The 20,314-nt window shown below is 67.7% G+C and carries 16 protein-coding genes and 1 pseudogene; 8 read left to right on the top strand and 9 right to left on the bottom strand.

Translation table 11 applies throughout. The features are described from left to right. Positions 1 to 9: 9 nt before the first annotated feature. Genes ASF27_RS07405 through ASF27_RS07385 form a run of 5 tightly spaced genes read right to left on the bottom strand, consistent with a single transcriptional unit; the run spans position 10 to position 5,945 of the window. Entirely contained in the window at positions 10 to 564 is a 555-nt protein-coding gene (locus tag ASF27_RS07405) for a cytochrome c (RefSeq protein ID WP_056358956.1), read from the bottom strand. Further along, positions 561 to 1,085: a DUF3341 domain-containing protein gene (locus tag ASF27_RS07400; protein WP_056358953.1), complete on the bottom strand. Its 525-nt coding sequence runs from the start codon at positions 1,083 to 1,085 to the stop codon at positions 561 to 563. The genes ASF27_RS07405 and ASF27_RS07400 overlap by 4 nt, the downstream gene beginning before the upstream one ends. Further along, positions 1,082 to 2,437 (bottom strand): NrfD/PsrC family molybdoenzyme membrane anchor subunit, encoded by a 1,356-nt coding sequence (gene nrfD / locus ASF27_RS07395; RefSeq protein ID WP_056358951.1) that lies wholly within the window; start codon positions 2,435 to 2,437, stop codon positions 1,082 to 1,084. Before nrfD ends, ASF27_RS07400 begins: the two co-directional genes overlap by 4 nt. Then, entirely contained in the window at positions 2,434 to 5,298 is a 2,865-nt protein-coding gene (locus tag ASF27_RS07390; protein ID WP_056358948.1) for a 4Fe-4S dicluster domain-containing protein, read from the bottom strand. The genes nrfD and ASF27_RS07390 overlap by 4 nt, the downstream gene beginning before the upstream one ends. Beyond that, the gene (locus ASF27_RS07385) at positions 5,286 to 5,945 is read right to left on the bottom strand and encodes a cytochrome c3 family protein (protein ID WP_056358943.1); all 660 of its coding nucleotides are present in this window, start codon (positions 5,943 to 5,945) and stop codon (positions 5,286 to 5,288) included. Before ASF27_RS07385 ends, ASF27_RS07390 begins: the two co-directional genes overlap by 13 nt. A 286-nt stretch (positions 5,946 to 6,231) precedes the next feature. Between ASF27_RS07385 and ASF27_RS07380 the strand changes: the two genes are divergently transcribed. Further along, a complete protein-coding gene (locus ASF27_RS07380; protein WP_056358941.1) occupies positions 6,232 to 8,565 on the top strand; it encodes an FdhF/YdeP family oxidoreductase in 2,334 nt (777 codons plus the stop codon). A 61-nt stretch (positions 8,566 to 8,626) separates the two neighbouring features. Here ASF27_RS07380 and ASF27_RS07375 read toward each other — a convergent pair whose 3' ends face one another. The 4 genes and pseudogenes from ASF27_RS07375 to ASF27_RS23380 all read right to left on the bottom strand — a co-directional run. Continuing rightward, positions 8,627 to 10,444, bottom strand: a complete 1,818-nt coding sequence (locus ASF27_RS07375; RefSeq protein ID WP_056358939.1) for an ABC transporter ATP-binding protein — start codon at positions 10,442 to 10,444, stop codon at positions 8,627 to 8,629. Next, positions 10,441 to 11,607 (bottom strand): hypothetical protein, encoded by a 1,167-nt coding sequence (locus tag ASF27_RS22570; protein ID WP_056358936.1) that lies wholly within the window; start codon positions 11,605 to 11,607, stop codon positions 10,441 to 10,443. The genes ASF27_RS07375 and ASF27_RS22570 overlap by 4 nt, the downstream gene beginning before the upstream one ends. Then, entirely contained in the window at positions 11,604 to 12,461 is an 858-nt protein-coding gene (locus ASF27_RS23385) for a sugar nucleotide-binding protein (protein ID WP_277996069.1), read from the bottom strand. The genes ASF27_RS22570 and ASF27_RS23385 overlap by 4 nt, the downstream gene beginning before the upstream one ends. Before the next feature lie 183 nt (positions 12,462 to 12,644). Then, a pseudogene (locus ASF27_RS23380) lies at positions 12,645 to 13,793 on the bottom strand (family 1 glycosylhydrolase); the annotation flags it as partial. A 214-nt stretch (positions 13,794 to 14,007) separates the two neighbouring features. On the opposite strand from ASF27_RS23380, the gene ASF27_RS07360 reads away from it, so the two are divergent. From ASF27_RS07360 to ASF27_RS22150, 7 genes are all read left to right on the top strand, one after another. Then, positions 14,008 to 14,643: a hypothetical protein gene (locus tag ASF27_RS07360; RefSeq protein WP_156467483.1), complete on the top strand. Its 636-nt coding sequence runs from the start codon at positions 14,008 to 14,010 to the stop codon at positions 14,641 to 14,643. A 52-nt stretch (positions 14,644 to 14,695) separates the two neighbouring features. Next, a complete protein-coding gene (locus ASF27_RS21485) occupies positions 14,696 to 15,595 on the top strand; it encodes an IS1595 family transposase (protein WP_162238641.1) in 900 nt (299 codons plus the stop codon). A gap of 1 nt (position 15,596) precedes the next feature. Further along, entirely contained in the window at positions 15,597 to 17,255 is a 1,659-nt protein-coding gene (locus tag ASF27_RS21480; RefSeq protein ID WP_156467482.1) for a DNA methyltransferase, read from the top strand. Between the two features lie 10 nt (positions 17,256 to 17,265). Further along, positions 17,266 to 17,571, top strand: coding sequence for a hypothetical protein (locus ASF27_RS22155; RefSeq protein ID WP_210166265.1), 306 nt, complete (start codon positions 17,266 to 17,268; stop codon positions 17,569 to 17,571). Between the two features lie 60 nt (positions 17,572 to 17,631). Further along, positions 17,632 to 18,285, top strand: coding sequence for a glycosyltransferase (locus tag ASF27_RS07350; RefSeq protein ID WP_082478863.1), 654 nt, complete (start codon positions 17,632 to 17,634; stop codon positions 18,283 to 18,285). A gap of 73 nt (positions 18,286 to 18,358) precedes the next feature. Beyond that, entirely contained in the window at positions 18,359 to 19,513 is a 1,155-nt protein-coding gene (gene glf / locus ASF27_RS07345; protein ID WP_056358924.1) for a UDP-galactopyranose mutase, read from the top strand. Beyond that, positions 19,510 to 19,890, top strand: coding sequence for a hypothetical protein (locus ASF27_RS22150; protein ID WP_156467480.1), 381 nt, complete (start codon positions 19,510 to 19,512; stop codon positions 19,888 to 19,890). Before glf ends, ASF27_RS22150 begins: the two co-directional genes overlap by 4 nt. Positions 19,891 to 20,314 lie beyond the last annotated feature (424 nt).

The raw sequence follows: 20,314 nt of genomic DNA, 5'->3' as shown, positions 1-20,314 counted from the left end.
GCGCGCCCGTCATGGCAGCGCCTCCGCGAGACCCGGCACGTCGGCGACGCGGGCGCCCTGACCGAGTTGCAGGGCGCGGATATAGGCGGCGATGGCCCAGCGATCCCGCGGCTCGACGCGGGCGGCGTAGGAATACATCACGCCGTAGCCCTCGGTGATCACGGCGACGAGGTAGCCCGCCGGCGCCGCCCGCAGGCGGTCCTCGTGGAAGGAGGGCGGGGCGGGAAAGCCGCGCTGGACGATCATTCCGTCGCCGTGGCCGGTATAGCCGTGGCAGGGCGTGCAGATGGCGTCGTAGCGCGCCCGGCCCCGCCGCAGCAGAGCGGCGTCGACGGGGGGCGCATCGCGCAAGGCCGCCTCGGCCGCGAGATCGCCCTGCGCCACGGTGCCGTCCGGGGGTGTCCGGGCCTCGGCGCCGTCGGCGAACAGGGCCGCCTTGCCGTAGACCCGATAGCGCTTCTGGACCCGCATCGACTGGTCGTCGCAGGCCGCGAGCGGCAGCAGGAGCGCGAGGGCGCCGAGTCCCACGCGGAGCGTGCGGCGCGCGTCTCGGGACCGCCTCATGGGTGCATCTCCGACACCAGGCGGGCGCCCGCCCCTTCGAGGAGCCCGCGCAACGCGCTCGGATCGTCCTTCGGGGCGATGAGGAGCAGGAAGCGGTCCTGGCTCGCCCGCTCGAATTGCGGCATCGCGTGCAGCGGATGGTGCAGGCGCGGCAGGCCGCAGGCGGCCAGCATGGCGACGAAGCCCGCCAGGGCGGCGGCGAGGATTCCGACCTCGAACGGCACGAGGAGGAAGACCGGCCAGGAATGCAGGGGCCGCCCGCCGGAATTCAGCGGGTAGGCGTGGACCGCGCTGTACCATTGCAGGGCGTACATCAGCCCCGCCGCGCCGAAGCCCGCCATCGCCATGGCGGGCCGGACCCATCGGCGCGTGGGCGCGAACAATCCGGCAAGATCCTCCACGGGGAAGGGCGTGAAGGCGTCGACGGGGCTGTGGCCGTCGGCATGGCCGAGGCGGGTCGCCCGCAGTAAGGCCTCGGGCGTCTCGAACTCGGCGAGGAGGTGGGGGCGGGACCCGCTCATGCGGCGCCCGCGCGGTGGCTGAGCTGGCGGACCTCGTGCATCGACACGAGGGGCAGCAGGCGCGCCAGGACGAGGAAGCCGAGGACGAACAACCCGAGGGGCCCGAATAGGATCGCGAGGTCGTAGAGGCTGATCTGGTAGGTCCGCCACAGGCTGACGGCGTAGCCGCGCGCGAGGGTGTTCCAGACGATGAGGATGCGCTCGAGCCACATCCCGACGTTGATCAGAATCGCGAGGGCGGCGAGCGCCCGCAAGTCGACCCGCACGGCCGGGAACCACAGGGCCTGCGGGGCGAGGCAGTTGCAGAACAGCAGCGCGGCGTAGAGCCAGCGGTAATCGCCGGTGAAGAAATAGCCCACCACCGTCCTGTCGGCGTGCTCGCCGCCGTACCAGGCCATGAACCACTCGGTGGCGTAGGAGAACGTCATCACGATGCTGGCGAACAGCATCACCTTCGCCATGGCGTCGAAATGCGTCCGCGTGATCATCGCCTGGAGGTTCAGGCCCCAGCGGATGGCGATGGCCAGCACCACCACCATGGCGAAGCCCGAATACATCGCCCCGACGACGAAGTAGGGCGGGAAGAGGCTCTCCTGCCAGCCGGGCATCAGGCTCGCGGCGAAGTCGAGGCCGACGATGGAATGGACGGAGCAGACGAGGGGGATCGCCAGGGCCGCCATGGTCATGTGGAAGGTCTCGTAGACCTGCCAGTGCCGGGCCGAGCCGCGCCAGCCGAGGGCCAGGGCGCCGTAGATCATCTGTCCCGGCCGCGTGGTGGCCCGGTCGCGCAGGGTGGCGAGGTCGGGCAGCAGGCCGGTGAACCAGAATATCAGGGAGAACAGCAGGTAGCTGAGGATCGCCCAGAAATCCCAGACCAGGGCCGAGCGCCATTGCGGCCACAGGTCCATGGTGTTCGGGTAGGGCGCCAGCCAATAGGCGTAGAGCGGCCGGCCGAGGTGGATGATCGGGAACAGGCCCGCGATGGCGGCGGCCAGCAGGGTCATGGCCTCGGCGAAGCGGTTGATGGAGGCGCGCCAGTGCTGGCGCGTCAGCAGGAGCATCGAGGAGATCAGCGTTCCGGCGTTGCCGATGCCGATCCACCAGACGTAATTCGCGATGGAGACGCCCCACACCACCGTGGTGTTCACGCCCGACAGGCCGATGCCCACGGTGAGCACCGCCCCGATGGCGACGAGCGTCAGCAGCACGAAGGGCAGGACGCAGAGCAGGGCGACGAACCACGCCTTGCCGGGGCCGCGCTTCTGGATCGGATCGGCGACGGCGGCCGTGATCTCGGCGTCGCCGAGGCGCGCGGGCGCGATCCAGCTTTGCTGCTGCCCAACCCCGCTCACGTGTGGTCCTCCGCCCAATCGGGGTTCGGCGCGCGCAGATTGGCGAGGTAGGTGGTGCGCGGGCGGGTGTTGAGTTCCTCCAGCAGCGCGTAGTGGCGCGGGTCCGCCCGCAGGGCCGAGACCGGGTTGCCCGGCCGGGCGAGGTCGCTGAAGGTGATCGCCCGGGTGGGGCAGGCCGATTGGCAGGCGGTGACCACGTCGTTCATGGCGCGGCCGTCCCGCTCGGCCCCCTGCCGCTCCGTGGCGATGCGCTGGACGCAGTAGGTGCATTTCTCCATGACGCCGCGCGCCCGCACGGTGACGTTGGGGTTGCGCTGCGCCCGGATCGGCTCGGCGTCGAGGTTGGCGTATTCCTGACCGTCGGCGTAGCCGAAGAAGTTGAAGCGGCGGACCTTGTAGGGGCAGTTCGCCTGACAGAAGCGGGTGCCTACGCAGCGGTTGTAGACCTGCAGGTTCAGGCCCTCGCCATCGTGCACCGAGGCCGCCACCGGGCAGACCGGCTCGCAGGGCGCGTGCTCGCAATGCATGCACGGCACGGGCTGGAACCCGGCCTTCACCGCCTCGGGCGTGCCGGCATCGTAGAGGTCGATGCGCAGCCAGTGCATCATCCGGCCCCGCGCGATCTCCTCCGGGCCGACCACCGGGACGTTGTTCTCCGACTGGCAGGCGACCACGCAAGCGTTGCAGCCGATGCAGGCATTCGTGTCGATGGCCATGGCCCAGGCATGGCCATCGGCATCCCCGGTCCAGGCCTCGATGAGCGACGGCTGGTCGGCGCCGATTCCCTTCGGCTGGGCGGTCGCGAGGTCGGCGAGATCGATTTGCGGGAAGAGCTTCGCGGTCTCGCCCTCGACCTGCACGTAATTCTGCGTCCGCAGCACCGCGCCGGTGCGGCCCGTGGCGGCGAGGTCGACGGGCGTGACGAGCCAGCGCTCGGCCCGGGACACGAGGCGGTAGGCATCCGCCCCGATGCCGTTGCCGATGGCCCCGGCGCGAGCGCGGCCGGACCCGAGGGTGAGCACGCCGACGCCGTCGGCCACGCCGGATTCGACGGCGACGGGCACCTCGACGCTCCGCCCCGCCGCGCTCAGGCGCACCACGTCGCCGGCCCCGACGCCCCGCCGGTCCGCCTCGCCGCGCGACAGGGCGAGGGCGTTGCCCCAGACCTGCTTCGAGATCGGCTTCGGGCATTCCTGAAGCCAGGCGTTGTTGGAAAACCGCCCGTCCCACAGGCACGGATCGGGGCGCAGTTCGACGGTGAAGCCGGACCTTATCCGGGGCGGCGGGCTCGGCGGCGCGGGATCCGTCACCGTGATCGTCGCCGGCGCGCTGCCGGCGATCACGCCGTCATGGAGGCTCCGGCGCCACCATTCCTCGAACGCCGCCGCCTCGCGGTCCGGCCGGCTTTCGCGCCAAGTCTCGCTCCAGGTCTCGTGCCAAGTCTCGCGCACGAGGTCGTAGCCCGACCGGGCCGGGGACTCGCCGAACAAGGCCACGATCTCGTGGATCGAGCGGGCGCCGTAGAGGGGCCGGATCAGGGGCTGGACCAGACTGGCGGTGCCGTCGACGGCGCGCAGGTCGGACCAGCCCTCGAGTTCGTGGGCCAGCGGCAGGTGCCAGTGGGTGGCGCCGGCCGTCTCGTCCCCGTGGGTGCCCGCATGGACGCTGAACGCCGCCCGGCCGATCCGGGAGCCGAGATCGAGGTCGGGGCCGCCGGTGAGGACCGGATTGCAATCGAGGATCGCGAGGCCTTCGACGGTCCCGGAATCGAGGGCGGCCGCGAGGGCGGTGAGCCCCGCGGGGGTACGCCCGTCGATGCGGTCTGGGGGCTCGATGACGTCCACGGGGGCGTCGAGGCGGGCGTTGATCCAATGCGCGAGGGCGTGATGCTCCGGCGCCAGAGCCGGACCGACGAGGAGGAGGGCGCGGCCGCGATGCGCCGCGAGGTCGGCCGCGACGGCTTCGGCGAAGCGCCGGACCGCCTCGCTCGCGTCGGGCGCCGGCAATCCGGCCCCGAGGGCGTTGGCGCAGGCGACGAGCAGGGCGGCCTGCGCGTGCGGCGGCAGCGCGCGGCGCGCATCGGCCTTGATCCCCGTCTGCGTCAGTGCGGATTCGGCGACGTAGAGCCGGCCGAACCGGCCCGGGTCGCGGCGGCGCTCGGCGAAACCGGAGGCCAAGCGGCCCTGATCCGGGCCGGGCCCGAGGGGATCGGCCCCGACGCACAGGATCACCTCGGCGCGGTCGAGCCGGGGCAGCACCCTCAGGGGGCGGCCGAAGGTCTCTACGGTGCCGCGCGTCGCGTGGGTGTCGTCCACCGGTTCGTGGACGTGCCACACGGCGTCCGGCATCGCCCGCAGGAGGGACGCGATCTGGCGCAGGAGGGTCGGCGAGGTGACCCGCCCGGTGAGGAGGTGAAAGCCGGCGCCGTTGCGGCTGCGCGCCCGCGCCAGGGGCCCGGCCAGGGCGCGCTCGAACATCTCCCAGGAGGCGATGCCGCTCCTGTGTTCCGTCACCGTGCGCGAACGGTCGGGATCGTAGAGGTCGAGGATCGCGGCCTCGGCGAAGACGTCCGTTGCGCCGCGGCTCGCCGGATGGAGCGGATTGCCCTCGATCTTGATGGGGCGCCCGTCCACCGCGATGGCGTGGACGCCGCGGGCGAAGCCGCCGAGCGACAGGCTCGTCGCGTAGCGCACGGGCACGCCGGGCAGCAGGCGCTCCGGCATCCGCACGTAGGGCACGATCTCCTCGGACGGTTTCGTACACCCGCCCGCCGCCAGGGCGATGCCGGCGCCGAGGAGGGTCAGGGCCTCGCGCCGCGAGGTGAGGGGCTCGCGCCGCGAGGGCGGGCCTAGCGGTGGCATAGGGAGCATTCGCTGAGACGCTCGGGCGAGCGGATGTGGTATTCCTTGAGCCGCTGCGCCCCGAGGGCGGCCTGATCGGCGGGCGCGGTCCAGGCCGTGTCGAAGACTGCATCGCGGGCGCGCAGGTTCGGGGCCGGATCGCGGTGGCAGTCGAGGCACCAGCCCATGGTGAGGGGGGCCGCCTGCCGGACGAGCTTCATCGTCTGGATCTCGCCGTGGCAGGTGGTGCAGCCGACACCCTTGGCGACATGCACGGCGTGATTGAAGTAGACGTAGCCCGGCAGGGTGTGGACGCGGCGCCAGCGCAGGGAGCGCCCTTCGGCGAGACTGGTGCGCACGGGGGCCAGCATCGGCGCATTGGTCCAGATCTGCGAGTGGCAGGACATGCAGGTGTCCGTGGGCGGAATGCCCGCGAAGGCCGCCTTCTCCACGGCGGTGTGGCAGTAGCGGCAATCGAGGCCGAGGCCGCCGACGTGATGCGCGTGGCTGAACGGCACCGGCTGCTCGCGGGTGACGCCCTGCCCCGTGACGTAGGGGGAGCGCCAGACCGCGTAGGCGACCCCGACGGCGAAGACCGGGACCGTGGCGAGCGACGCGAGGACGAAGCGGACGACCGTGTCGGCCCCCGGACGAAAAATCTGCACCATCCCTCGCACGTACCCCGTGCCACGGCACCCGACGCCTTCAAGACGCGCAAGACAAAACCGTTCGCGAACCATGACGATAGGGTCGAAAACGGAGTGTGCCGAGGCACTGCGCCATCGCCAACCAAGACCCAACGCAGCCTTCGGTCTACAACATGGGTTATATCTCGCGAATGAGGGTAGGCTTTACCACTTCGTCAGCTTGGATGCGCCCCGAGTTATTTCTCCGAGTGAGCCGTTCCTTTCACGCAACTTGCCCAGACCCGAATGGCCGACGTGGAGCACGCGAATGTCCGACGACGAGACGACGGCTCACTATGACGGTCCGGCCGGCGGCTGGGGTTCCGTACGCGGCATCACCGAGATCTTCGGCCGGGAATGGGCGACGCCGCTGGCGACCGAGACCCTGTTCCGCCAGAACAAGCCCAAGGGCTTCATGTGCGTGTCGTGTTCCTGGGCGAAGCCCGCGGACTACCACCCGTTCGAGTTCTGCGAGAACGGCGCCAAGGCGACCCTGTGGGAGCTCACCTCCCTGCGCTGCACGCCCGATTTCTTCGCCGAGCACACGGTGACGGAACTCCGTACCTGGACGGATTACGAACTCGAACAGCAGGGCCGCCTGACGCATCCGATGCGCTACGACCCCGCGACCGACACCTACGTGCCCTGCGGTTGGGACGAGGCGTTCGCCGAGATCGGCGCCGAGTTGAAGCGCCTCGCTCCGAAATCCGTGGTGTTCTATTCCTCGGGCCGCGCAAGCCTGGAAACAGCGTATCTCTACGGGCTGCTGGCCCGGCTCTACGGCTGCAACAACCTGCCCGACAGCTCGAACATGTGCCACGAGACCACCTCGGTGGCCCTCAAGCAGACCATCGGCGCCAGCGTCGGCACGGTGGTGTTCGACGATCTCCAGAACTGCGACGCGATGTTCTTCTTCGGACAGAACACCGGGTCGAACTCCCCGCGCTTCCTCCATCCCCTGCAGGAGGCGGCCAAGCGCGGCGTCGAGATCGTGACCTTCAATCCCGTCCGCGAACGGGGCCTGGAGTTCTTCACCAATCCGCAGAGCCCGGTGGAGATGCTGACCGGGAAGGAAACCCGCATCAGCTCGCAGTACCATCAGGTCCGGCCCGGCGGGGACATCGCGGTGCTGATGGGCCTGTGCAAGCACGTCTTCGCCGCCGACGACGCCGCGAAGGAACGGGGCGAACGCGTCCTCGACGTCGATTTCATCCAGCAGCACACGACGGGCCTCGACGCGTTCGAGGCGAAGGTCCGGGCGACGCCCTGGGACGAGATCGAGCACGAATCCGGCCTGTCGCGCGCGGCCATTGAGGGCGCGGCCGAGGTCTACGTCAAGGCCGACCGGGTGATCGGCATCTACGGCATGGGCCTGACGCAACACAGGAACGGGTTCGAGAACGTCGCGCTGTTCGTCAACCTGCTGCTGCTGAAGGGCAATATCGGGCGCGACGGCGCCGGCATCTCGCCCGTGCGCGGCCATTCCAACGTCCAGGGTCAGCGCACCGTCGGCATCTCGGAGAAGCCCGAACTGGTGCCCCTCGACAAGCTCGCCGAGCAGTTCGGCTTCGAACCGCCGCGCGACAAGGGCGTGAACACCGTCGAGGCCTGCGAGGGCATCCTGTCCGGCGAGATCCGCAGCTTCATCGGGCTCGGGGGCAACTTCGTCCGCGCCATCCCGGAGCGGGACCTGATGGAGGCGGCCTGGACGAAGATGCGCCTCACGGTGCAGGTCGCGACGAAGCTCAACCGGTCGCATCTCGTCAACGGCGAGATCGCCTACCTGCTGCCGTGCCGGGGCCGGACTGAGGAGGACCGGCAGGCCACCGGCCCGCAGGCGGTCAGCATGGAGGATACGTTCAGCTGCATCTCCGGCTCCCTCGGCCGCCGCACGCCCGCGAGCCCGCACCTGAAATCCGAGGTCGACATCGTGGCGGGGATCGCCAAGGCGACCCTGGCGCCGAACCCGAAGGTGACCTGGGACGCCTGGGTCGGGGATTACGGCCTGATCCGGGATGCGATCGAGCGAACCTACGGACCCGAGTTCCGCGACTTCAACGAACGCCTCTGGACCCCGGGCGGTTTCTATCGGGGCAATTCGGCCCGCGAGCGCATCTGGAAGACCGAGACGAAGCGAGCGGCCTTTACGACGCCGAAGCAGAGGAACGCCGTGGGCTTCTCCGAAGCCCCGGGACGCTATCGCCTGATCACCCTGCGCTCGAACGACCAGTTCAACACCACCATCTACGGCTATAGCGACCGCATGCGCGGCATCGAGGGCACGCGCGACGTGCTCCTGGTCAATCCGGATGAGATGGCCCGGGCGAACCTGCGCGAGGGACAGGTGGTCGCCCTCGTCAGCGATGCGCAGGACGGCATCGAGCGGACGGTCTACGGCCTGAAGGTCGTGCCGTTCTCTCTGCCGGATGGCTGCCTCGGGGCCTACTACCCCGAGATGAATCCGTTGATGCCGCTGTCTCACCACGACGGGCCGTCGAAGACCCCGGCGGCGAAATCGGTCCCCGTCCGCATACGGATCACCGATGCCGACGGGCCGGTGACCGAGCGGCTGGAGCCGACGGGGCACGCCACTTCGGCTTGATCGGGCGAGTGCGGGGTCCGCACGGCGGTGATCGTGCACCGAACCACGCCGGTGCGAAGGGTCAGGCGATGCGGGCGATGTCCGCCCGGCTCTGCGCCTCCACGGGTCCGTCATGGCCGGGCAGCCCCTCGGCCTGGAGCTGCCACATCCGCGCGAACACGCCGCCGGCCCCGCGCAGGGCGGCGGGGCTGCCGTCCTCGACCACGCGGCCCTGGTCGATCACGAGGATGCGGTCGAACCCCGTCAAGGTGGAGAGGCGATGCGCGACGGCGACCACCGTGCGCCGACGCATGATCCGCACTAGGGCGGCCTGCACCGCCATCTCGGATTCGGTGTCGAGGGCGGAGGTCGCCTCGTCGAGGAGGATGATCGGTGCATCCTTGAGGAAGGCGCGGGCGATACCGATCCGCTGGCGCTGCCCCCCCGACAGCTTGGCACCGCGCTCGCCCACGACGGTTTCGTAGCCGTCGGGGAGTCGGCGGACGAACCCGTCGCAGGCCGCCGCCCGCGCGGCCGCGAACACCGCCGCGTCGTCGGCCTCGGGTCTGGCGAAACGGATGTTTTCCAGCACGCTGCGATGCAGGAGGCTGATCTCCTGGGGCACCACCGCGAGGGCGTCGCGCAGGGAATCCTGGCGCACGGACGCGATGGGCACGCCGTCGATGAGGATGGTGCCGTGCTGGACGTCGTGAAGTCGTTGCAGGAGCTGGACCAGGGTCGACTTACCGGCGCCCGATGGCCCGACGATGCCGACCTTCTGGCCGGCCGGGATCGTGAGGGTGACGCCGTCGAGGACGCGCCGTCCCGCCCCGTACGCGAAGGCGACGTCACGCAATTCGATGCGGCCGCCGCCGCAGACGAGGTCCGGCGCACCCGGCGCATCCGGCACCGTCCGCGGCTGGGCGATGACCGCGAGGGTCTCCTCGACGAAGCCGAATTGCTGGGCCACGTCCACGAGGGAGAGAGCCATGTCCTTGGAGCTGTGCAGGATGCGCAGGGTCAGGCTCGCCACCACCACCACCTCGCCGGGGCTGGCGTGCCCGCTTCTCCACAACATCACCGCCCAGGTCAGGATGCCGGCGGCCATCGCCCAGAGGGCGAGGTCGTGGAGGAGCCGGGCCACCTCGAGGTACATCCAGCTCCGGCGCTGCGCCGTCGCCTCGGCCTCGAACCCGGTGCGCAGGCGCAGCCATTCGCGGCGGCGGGCCGAGAAGGCCTTCACCGTCCACATGTTGGTGATGGTGTCGACGAGGTCGCCCGCCACCTTGGCCGCTTCGCCCGAATAGGCGCGGTGGAGGGGGCGGCCGCGCTCCCCGAACACGATCAGGCCCAGGGTGACGCCGAGGACGAAGACCAGGAGGGCGGCGGTGAGCCGGCCGTCGATGGTCGCGAAGATGATCACCGCGCCGCCGACATCCACCACCGGCGGAATGATGCGCCACACCAGGGTGTTGATGAGGGCGCCGAAATTGCCGGCCGTGGCGGTGATGCGCTGGCCGAGGGAGCCCGCGCGGTTCTCCGCGAAGTAGCGCATCGACTGCGCGCTGAGTTCGTCGAAGAGTTCGAGGCGCAGGCCGACCCCGACGCCCACGGTGGTGCGGCAGGCGAGCCACCCCGTGAGCCGCGCGAGCACGCCCTCGGCGGCAATGAGGCCGAGGAACAGCAGCAGCACCGCCGTGACGGCCGAGGCGGCGTCGGCCGACCGGGTCATGGCGTCGACGAACTGCTTCAGGACGTATTGCTGTCCGACGCCGCAGGCGGAGGCCGCGACCACGAGGGTGAACAGCGATCCGAAATGCCAGCGCCAGCACAGCAGGTGATGCCGGATGAACCGGCCGGGACCGGACAGGTGCGGGGCGACCAGGGGACCATCCTTCATGCGGCGCCTGGAGCCTGCGTGAACAGAGTCTGCTGGCGTCGGAGTTCCGCGGCGAAATCCGGATCGCAGAACCGTCGTCCGTCTCGGTCGGGTGCGGACAACAGGCCCACCGCGCAGGGGCGCCCGTCGTCCCACCCGGGATAATCGAGAATCGGATAGAGGCAGATCCCCGCGACCGGGACGCCGCCGCGGCGCGCGGCCAGAACCTCGCCGCAGACGTAGTGCAGCCACGCCGCCCGGGCCGTGCCTTCGGCGCCCGTCTCCGCCACCAGGAGCGGACGCTCGTAACGGCCATGAACCTCCGCCAGCATGTGGCGCAGGGGTCGGTAGGCATGGTGGCCGAGGGGGATCGTTCCCCCGTCATGGACCCACTGGTTGTCCGGGTAGAAGTTCACCCCGACGACATCGAGGCAATCGGGACCGCCGCCGAGCTCTGGGCAGAGGCGCCCGCTCACCATGTCGAGGGCCTCGTACTGCACCGTCCGGTAGGCCTCGGCGGCGGGCACGTCCTCCGGGCTGCCGGCGACGACGTGGATCAGGGGTTCGGCATGGAGGAAGCGCGCGTCCGGCACCGCGGTGCGGATCGCCCGCGTCGCGGCGACGGAGGCGCGCACGAGCTGGCGCTTGAGCTCCGGCCCCCGCTCGAGGGCGAGGGGCGCCATGCGGCCGACATCGCCCCCGGCCCAGGCCCAGTAGGAAATCTCGTTGACGGTGCAGAAGGCGGGCGGGCCGTCCGTCTCGGCGGCCACGATCCGGGCGGCCTCGGCGGCGAACGCGGCAAAGCGTACGGGGAAGGCCTCGGACCAGATGTCGAGGTCGTCGGGCCAACCGTAATGGCAGAGGTCCCAGATCACCCGCTGACCGCTGGCGCGGGCCGCCCGCAGCATCGGCAGGGCGCTCGACCAGTCGTACACCCGGGGCGCGACCTCGATCCGGTGCCAGCGCAGGCCGTCGCGGACGCCACCGAGCCCGAGGGCCCGCAGGGCCGCGTAATCGGCCGCCGCCCAGGTGTCGTGACCCGTCGCGGCGATGAGGTCGAGGCGCTGCCCGTCGCGGCGGCGATGGGTCGAGCATTCGAACCCGCCGAGGAACGGCGTCGGGCTGAGCGCGCCGGCGTCCCGGGTCACCGGGCCTGGAACGGCGCCGCCCTGGGTACCAGTCATTCCGCGGCCTGCCGCACGGCTAGGGGGGACGCCGCCGCGACGGCATCGCGAAAGCGCTGCAGGGCGCTCGCCCGCGTCGGCATGAGCAGGCCGCGCGTGCTCGTGAGCGCGCGGTTGATCCGCAGGATCCCGGATCCGACGGCCGTCGGCGAATGCCCCGCGACACCGTGCGTGATCTCCGCGAGGGCTGCGTCCCGGTCCACCGCCCCACGGTTGACGAGGTGCCACGGCCCGGACACGTCGTCGATGAGAAGATCCAGCGCCGCATGGGCGAGGTCCGGCAGATAGCTGACGGACAGGAGCTCGGGCTGGCCGGGAGGCGTCTCCGTCCCCTCTCCGTGCGCGTCGCGGAGCGGCACGGCTGCGAAAGCGGGGTCGGGCGCATCGAAGACGAGGCCGGGGCGGACGATCAGTGCCCGTGGATGCCGTGATCGGATCCGTGCCTCGGACGCCGCGACGCCGTGCGCGTAGGGGCCGTCGGGCCTGACGGGATCCGCCTCGTCGGCGGGTCGGCCGAGGCTGCCGTCGAAGACGCGATCGCTGGAGAACGTCAGGAGCGGGAGGCCCGCGCGGGCGCAGGCCGCGGCGATGCGGCCCGCCCGGTCGGCGCAGACCGGGCGGGCCGCGCCGGAATCCTCCCGGCCCGCCGCATCGGCGTCGAGGCCGGCGGCGTCGATGATCGCCCAGGCCGCATGCCGGGCGATGAGGGCGTCGAGGGTCGGGTCCTCCTCCGACGCGCCGGCCGGCACCGTCACCCGGTGCAACCCCCGGTCCTGGCAGATCCGGACCAGGCCCTGTGCGAGGCGGCCATCCACAGCGAGGATCAGGAGCGGACGGGCGCGGTCCGGGCGCATTGCCACCGCGCCCGCTTGCCGCCGGTAGAACCGGACCGGCCGGTGCCACCAGCCCGGCGAATCGAGGACCGGATGGTCGTAGCGTCCGGTGGTCGCGAGGGCGCGCACGGCCGTCGCCAGGGCGGTCGCGCGGGGCTTCGGTGCCCGAATGTCGAAGGCGCCGGGCTCGTAGATCCCCGCGCGGTCGACGAGCAGGCTGTTCCAATCCACCGCGCCCATGAGCGACCACACGGTCACGGCTTCCACCGGCACGCCCCGGTCGCGCAGTGCCGTGGCGGCGTTCCACACCTCCGCCAGCCAGCGCAGCTGCTCGTCACGGCTGCAGCCGTGGTGCACCTCGGTGACGGCGACGGGAATGCGGTAGCGCTCCCACACCTCGGTGAGGCGGGCGGCGGGACCCGTGGCGCCCTCGGGAAGGGCGACCCGCACGGCCTCCACGTCGGCGTAACGCTGGCGGCCGTTGCCGCCCCGCGAGGCTGCCGGATAGGCCCGCAGACGGCCATCGAGATAGCGCTCGCTCGTGGGGTAGTGGTTGACCCCGATGAGGCCGGGCGCTCCCTCCCCCGTGGCGAGCAGGGCCAGATCCGCCGCCGGAACGCCATGATCGATCAGGCGCCCGTACCAGGGATGGGCCGGATCCACCCGGCCGCACAGGAGATCGAGGCTGAGCCAGCGTCGCGCGTTCTCGTAGGCCGCCTGGCCCGCGAGGGCCGGCGTGCTGAACGTCCGTCCGATGCCCTCGGTCTGGACGAGGCGCGCCGCGGGGATCAGCCGGCGGATCGCCCGCATGGCCAGGAGATTCGCCTTGCATTGGTTGACCGCCATGCGCAGGAACGCGGCCTCGCTGCGCGCGTGGGGATACCAATGGCCGTAGAGGCCGGCGAACCGCGCCGTGGTCAGCGGTTCGTTGACCGGCGTGAACTGGCGCAGCCAGGGGTAGCGACGGGCGACCCGATCGGCATACGCGGCGAACAGCCGTGGCAGGTCAGGATCGAGGAGACCGGTGCCGAACGGTCCGCTGCCGTGGTGGAGCAGGCCGACGATGGGAACGATGCCGAGGCGCCGAAGCCTGTTCAAACGCGCATCCTGCCACGACCAATCCGGCGTCGCCGAAACCTCCGGCGCGACGCTCTCCCACAGGAGCGGATAACGCAGGGCGCGGATGCCGAGCCGTGCGACGGCGTCGAGATCCGCGCTGCGCCAGCGATGACCGGTCTCGCGCACCTGATCCCGGAATCGGTCTCCGATCCGCGCGACGGTGCATTCGAAGCCGCCCCAGAGTTCGAGTGGCGCGCCGCCGGCGCTCACGAACCGACCCACCGCGAACCGGGCGGCCGCTGTTCCGACTTCGCACCGATCATCGTCTACCGCCCGAAATCGTAATCAGACTCCATCTCGTAATACTGACCATGAATACCGCCGCAATCTTTAACCTATGAGAACGACAGGGTTCGGCAGCGAAAATATCAACGCTTTATCGATCCCGAATTGTACGAGATCTGTTCTCGGGTGATCGCCCAACGACCTCGTAGAGGGGACGCGAAACGTGAAGCAGGAATCTGGACTTTCGCCCGATCCGGTCGGCGTGTCGGATCTCATGGTTCTGAATACTCCTCCCACTTTTGGGTATCGAAGTCCTGCTCCGGAATATCGCGCATCCACCGCGGAACAGCACGGCGATCCATCGTCCCGTCCACGCCCTCTGCTTGTGTGCTTCTCTCATCTGCGCTGGAACTTCGTCCGTCAGCGCCCGCAGCACCTTCTCACCCGCGCCGCAAAGCGGTTCGACGTCCTTTTCATCGAGGAGCCGGTCTTCGAGGCGGGCGGTACGGCGCGGCTGAAACGCGAGGGCGTCGGCCCGTCCCTCGAAGTGCTCGTTCCCATCGTCGATCCCGCCGACACGCAGTCCCTTACGCAGGTCCTGCACGGCCTCGTCGCACGGGAACTGGATGGCTCCCGTCATCGCACGCGGGTGTTCTGGTACTATACGCCGGCCGCCCTCGCCTTTACGCAGACGCTGCACCGCGACCTGACGATCTACGACAACATGGACGAGTTGTCGGCCTTCCGGGGTGCCTCGGACGCCTTGGTCTCGCAGGAACGGACGCTGCTGGCCACCGCCGACCTCGTCTTCACCGGTGGCTACAGTCTTCGGAATGGTACGCTTTTGGACTTGATCTAGCGTAGCAGTTTGGTAGGGTGTTTCGGCGATGGTGCGCCGTAGCGGTCCAGACATGAACGTCCTTGAGCTTTTTCAGACTTTCCAGACCCAAGAGCAGGCCGTCGACTACCTCGAACAGGTGCGGTGGCATGGCCGTCCTGTGTGCCCCTACTGCCGGAGCGAAAAGGTCGGTCGGCACGTAAGCGGCGACCGGGCCAGCCAGCGTTGGCAGTGCCACGAATGCACCCGTGCCTTTGCAGTAACGGTCGGCACCCTGTTCCATGGCACGCATATGCCGCTGCAAAAATGGTTTCTCGTTCTGGCGTTGATGCTGAACGCGAAGAAGTCCGCTAGCGCCTATCAGATCGCCCGCGATACCGGCATTCGTCGCCCGACAGTGTGGAGCATGATGCAGCGCATTCGCACGGCGATGGCAGCGGACGCCGATGAGTCGCGCCTGCTGTACGGCATCGTCGAAGCCGATGAGACCTACGTCGGCGGCAAGCCTCGTAAGGGCAACAATCGTGACGAAGATGGCGATAAGCCAGCCAAGCGCGGGCGCGGCACGAGCAAGGTGCCAGTGATTGGAGCGGTTGAACGTGGTGGGCGTGTTGTAGCCCGCGTTGCTGAGCCGGGCGATCTTTCTGCGAAGGGCATTTCGCGGTTCATGAAGCGGTTCGTTGACCCTGCCGGCACGGTACTGATCACGGATGAATATGCTGGATACAACCGCATCGCAGAAACGATGCTGCATTCTGTGATCAAGCATGCTCGATGCTACGTGGAAGGCGAAGTTCACACCAACACGATTGAAGGATTTTGGGCTTCTGTGAAGCGGGCTTGGTATGGTTCTCACCACCACTACAGCCGAAAGTACATGCCGCTTTATATAGCCGAGGCTTGCTACAAGTATAATCGCCGCAAAGAAAAGTGCTCATTCGGTAATTCTGTCGCCATGTTTGTTGGAGCGTAGCGTGAACCATCTTTATTATGGCGATAATATCACTATTATGCAGAGGATGCCAAAGTATTCGGTTGACTTAATATATCTCGATCCGCCGTTCAATTCTAAGCAAAACTATAATCTTATTTACAAAAGCATGACCGGAAAGCCGGTGCCGGATCAGGCCGACGCATTCTGTGACACCTGGGAGATGGACCCGCAGAAGGAAGAACTTGCGAAAGCGATGCCTATGCTCATGCGTGAGCATGGTGTTGAAGATTATTATGTCGAATTTTGGCGTCTATGGATTAATGCATTACGTTACACGCAGCGCGATTTGCTGGCATATCTAATATACATGGTGCAACGCCTTTTATACATGAAGAGCATATTAAGGCCGACAGGCTCAATTTATTTACACTGCGATCCTACAGCTAGTCACTATATCAAAGTGATGATGGATGGCATATTTGGGCATAAGAACTTTCAAAACGAGATAATATGGCAGAGGACAAATGCCCATGGTAGGGCAAAGAAGTGGGGTCCTGTGCATGATGTAATCTTGTTTTATTCTGCGTCTGAAAAGTTTACTTGGAACCGAGTATTTCAAAATTACGATGCGAGTTACATCGCCTCCCACTATGGTTCCAAAGACCAGCATGGAGCCTACCAACTCGTGACCCTAGATGGCCCTGGCGTTAGGAAGGGCAGTTCTGGTCTGCCATGGAAGGGCATCGATCCGACGCTTAAGGGAAGACATTGGGAGCTTCCCCCAGACCGCGCTCTACCGAAGTGGTTCAAGCACCCGGCAGGCTATGCCGCCATGGACGTGCAAGAGCGGCTGGAAGTTCTGGAAGCCGCCGAGATCGTCGTCTGGCCCAAGCGAGGTGTTTTCCCGCGATACAAGAGATACCTCGATGTCGCCGAAGGTAACTCTATTCAAGACGTTATTACAGATATCCCAGCAATGAATTCGCAGTCTGATGAAAGACTTGGCTATCCAACACAAAAGCCTGTTCCGCTTTTGGAAAGAATAATCAAAGCTTCTACTAATAAAGGAGATGTGGTTTTTGATCCGTTTTGTGGATGTGGGACAACAATTTACGCGGCAGCAAAACTTGATCGCAAATGGGTCGGGTGCGACATTGCAATCCTTTCGATAAAACTTGTGAGAGAAATACTTGCAGGCCCGAAATTTCGGCTCGTTGAAGGGCACGACTTCGACGTTGATGGGATACCCGTGAGTGTTGAGCAGGCCGAACACCTCTTTAAGCGCGACCCCTTCCAATTCGAGCATTGGCTTGTGGAGCGAGTTGGCGGTTTTCCGACGAAGAAGACCGGCGACAAAGGTATTGACGGCCGCATGTATTTTGAGACCAAGGACGGTCTCAAGGCCATGGTTCTTTCCGTGAAGGGCGGAAAGCTCAAGCCCGGTGATGTCCGCGATTTGAGGGGCGTTCTGGCGGATCAGCAGGACACCGAAATGGCCGGCTTCCTATCTCTGCAGGAGCCCTCAAAAGCCATGCGGGAAGCTGCCTCGCTTGCCGGTCAATTTGAGTACGGTGGCGTAATGTATGACCGCCTCCAGTTCCTCACGGTTAAAGATATTCTTGAGGACAAGCGCGAGTTTCATACGCCGACTAAAATGGTATCGCGCATCTCATCTGCGCAAGGTTCGCTAGCACTATAGGGCTCTCGCAATGAAACCTTTGACAGAAGCACTCGACGGCGAATGTTTTCCAATCGTATTCGATAAGGAAAGGGATGTTTTTCATATAGAATATCCGACGAAGAATGACACCCGCATTACAAATATCGTTGCCGAGAAGAACTCTGGCACGGATGGACGCTGGACCATTTCCAATAGCGAGCCGGTCAAATATGCAGAGATGGCGCGCACACGTTTTCAGAGTGGTCATCCAAATCGTAGACTGGTTCGATCAGCCTTTGCCGACCAACTTGAATTCGCTGATGTCGGGCCTGGGAAGGCGGACTGGTTCATCTGAAGTCCAAAAGCGTACCATTCCGACAGTCTTTACGCCGCCAAGCGCGATGCCCATCCCGACATCCACTGCTTCCCGTCCTCCGTTGAGACCGCGCATTTCGCCCGTGCCCGCCATGGCACGACCCCGGACCCGGCGGACCAGGCCGCCCTGGCCCGGCCGCGCCTCGGGTTCTTCGGCGTGGTCGACGAGCGGTTCGACGCCGACTTCCTCGCCCAATTCGCCGATCTTCGGCCGGAGTGGCAGTTCGTCATCCTCGGTCCCGTCGTGAAGATCGATCCGGCCGAACTACCCAAGCGGCCCAACATCCATTGGCTCGGACCGAAACTCTACGACGATCTCCCGGACTACTTGGCGCATTGGGATCTAGGGCTGATGCCGTTCGCCCTGAACGCCGCGACGCGGTTCATCAGCCCGACGAAGACGCCGGAATTTCTCGCCGCCGGCCTGCCTGTGATCTCGACGCCCATCGTCGACGTGGTGCGCGGGTACGGCGAGGCCGGCCTCGTCGAAATCGCCGACACGTCGGGCACCGCCGCCCTCGCGGCCGAAGCCCTGATGGCGCGTGCACGGGCGCCGTGGCTCGCCCGTGTCGACGCCCGCCTCGCCGGCGATTCCTGGGATCGAACCTGGGCCGACATGGAGGCGCGGATGATGGCGGTCCTCGGCGAACCGATGTCGGATTCGCCGCGTCCGGTGCTGCGCGAGACCGTCTGATCCCCTCCCGTCCGCGATGGGGCCGTCCGCTGCGCGCCCTCCCCGCGGCCCGAACAGTCGAGGTTCGAGACCGATGTACGATTGGCTGATCGTCGGAGCCGGTTTTGCCGGTAGCGTGCTCGCCGAGCGCCTCGCGCGCGAGCGGGGCGAGCGAATCCTCGTGGTCGACCGGCGCGACCACATCGGCGGCAACGCCTACGACTGTCTCAACGCCGACGGATTGTTGATCCACCGCTACGGGCCGCACATCTTCCACACCAACGCACAGGCGGTGTTCGCCTACCTGTCCGACTTCACGGCCTGGCGGCCCTACGAGCACCGGGTCCTCGCCGAGGTGAACGGCCAGCGCGTGCCGATCCCGATCAACCTCGACACGATCAACCGGCTGTACGGACTGTCTCTGACGTCCCCCGAGCTCGAAGCCTGGTTCGCCGCCCGGGCGGAGCCCGTCGAGGAGATCCGAACCGCCGAGGACGTCGTCGTCTCGACGGTGGGCCGCGAACTCTACGAGCTGTTCTTTCGCGGCTACACCCGCAAGCAATGGGGCCGTGATCCCTCCGAGCTCGACCGGTCGGTGACCGCTCGGGTTCCGACCCGGACCGACCGGGACGACCGTTATTTCACCGATCGCTATCAGGCGATGCCGAAGCACGGCTACACGGCGATGTTCGCCGCGATGCTCGACCATCCCAACATCACGCTGGCGCTCGGCACCGACTTCCGCAGCCTCAGTCCCACCGCACGGGCGCGGCGCACCATCTTCACCGGTCCGATCGAAACCTACTTCGACACCTGCTACGGCCCCCTGCCCTATCGCAGCCTGCGCTTCGAGCACGTCACACGCGACGTCGCGTGGCACCAGCCGGTGGGCGTGGTCAACTATCCGCAGACGGAGGCCTACACTCGGGTCACCGAATACAAGCACCTCACCGGGCAGACGCATCCGCGCACGGCCCTCACCTACGAGTATCCGTCCGCCGAGGGCGAGCCCTACTACCCGATCCCGTGCGCCGCGCATCAGGCGCTCTACAAGCGCTATGAGCAACGCGCCCGCGACGAGCGGAATGTCTGGTTCGTCGGCCGGCTCGCCACCTATCGCTACTACAACATGGACCAGATCGTCGGACAGGCGCTCGCGACGTTCCGGCGGATCGACGCGGAGATTCCCCGGCGGGATGGACGGGTGCGCGCGCCGGCCGTCGATCGGACCACCTCCGAACTGGCGTGAGACCCATGGCCGAGCGGGCGCCCTCCCGGCCTCCGGCGACGACGGAGCGGCCGCTGGGCGAGCGGGACCGGGCGGCGATACGGGAGGATTTCGCCGTGGGTCCGCTGACCGGTGGAGAGCGGCGTTTCGCCGATCTTCTCGCGTGGGAGGCGCAGGCCCGCGCGGACGGTGCCGATCCCAGGACCCTCGCGGCCCTCGCGAAAGCGCGCCGTGCCGCCGGCTGCGCCTGCCACCCTGCGGGGCTTGCCAACGACCCTGCGGGGCTTGCCCACGACCCTGCGGGGCTTGCCAACGACGGCGCCGGGGCCCGCACCGCGGCGCGCCGTCCGACCGCCGCCATCCCGGCGGACCGGTGCGCCACCCGGACCAGGGGGTGAGCGATGCCGTCGCGACCAGCCGGCACCTGCCGGTGGCGCGATGCAGTCGCGCCGACGCCTTCGAGGGCGCAGCGGACACGGCCGCTCGCGATCCGGACATGGACGCACCGCAGCTCGCTCGCTGCGCGGATGCTACGCCCGGCCTGGGTGCCGACGATCCCGAGCGAACGCGCCGGAAGCGGCCGCATCGGCGACGGCGCCGACGGGATGGTGGTCGGTGTGGCGCGATTTGCCGCCGCCCATGCGGATCGGCACCCGGGCTCGGCATCACAGTGCGGAGCTTGCCGTCGTGGCGAGGCGGTGCGTGATCCAGTCCTGGGCGGCGTCGAGGCTGGCGAAGGTCGGCGGGTTCGGGTGGTCGACGCGGCCGAATCCGGCTTCGAGGAACCACCGGCCGGCGTCCGACCCGTGCTGCTCGCACAGG

This window comes from Methylobacterium sp. Leaf102 (genome assembly GCF_001422425.1).
Lineage (GTDB): Bacteria > Pseudomonadota > Alphaproteobacteria > Rhizobiales > Beijerinckiaceae > Methylobacterium.
Note: the sequence above shows the minus strand (reverse complement) of the source record. Positions and strands in the feature narration are given on the sequence as shown.

Bases quoted from the DNA above. Each gene is read 5' to 3' on its own strand.
- ASF27_RS22570 (WP_056358936.1), bottom strand. From the start codon at position 11,607: ATGACTGGTACCCAGGGCGGCGCCGTTCCAGGCCCGGTGACCCGGGAC.
- glf (WP_056358924.1), top strand. From the start codon at position 18,359: ATGTACGATTGGCTGATCGTCGGAGCCGGTTTTGCCGGTAGCGTGCTC.
- ASF27_RS07380 (WP_056358941.1), top strand. From the start codon at position 6,232: ATGTCCGACGACGAGACGACGGCTCACTATGACGGTCCGGCCGGCGGC.
- ASF27_RS07405 (WP_056358956.1), bottom strand. From the start codon at position 564: ATGAGGCGGTCCCGAGACGCGCGCCGCACGCTCCGCGTGGGACTCGGC.
- ASF27_RS21485 (WP_162238641.1), top strand. From the start codon at position 14,696: ATGAACGTCCTTGAGCTTTTTCAGACTTTCCAGACCCAAGAGCAGGCC.
- ASF27_RS23385 (WP_277996069.1), bottom strand. From the start codon at position 12,461: ATGCGCCCGGACCGCGCCCGTCCGCTCCTGATCCTCGCTGTGGATGGC.
- ASF27_RS07390 (WP_056358948.1), bottom strand. From the start codon at position 5,298: ATGCCACCGCTAGGCCCGCCCTCGCGGCGCGAGCCCCTCACCTCGCGG.
- ASF27_RS07400 (WP_056358953.1), bottom strand. From the start codon at position 1,085: ATGAGCGGGTCCCGCCCCCACCTCCTCGCCGAGTTCGAGACGCCCGAG.
- ASF27_RS07385 (WP_056358943.1), bottom strand. From the start codon at position 5,945: ATGGTGCAGATTTTTCGTCCGGGGGCCGACACGGTCGTCCGCTTCGTC.
- ASF27_RS07375 (WP_056358939.1), bottom strand. From the start codon at position 10,444: ATGAAGGATGGTCCCCTGGTCGCCCCGCACCTGTCCGGTCCCGGCCGG.
- ASF27_RS22155 (WP_210166265.1), top strand. From the start codon at position 17,266: ATGAAACCTTTGACAGAAGCACTCGACGGCGAATGTTTTCCAATCGTA.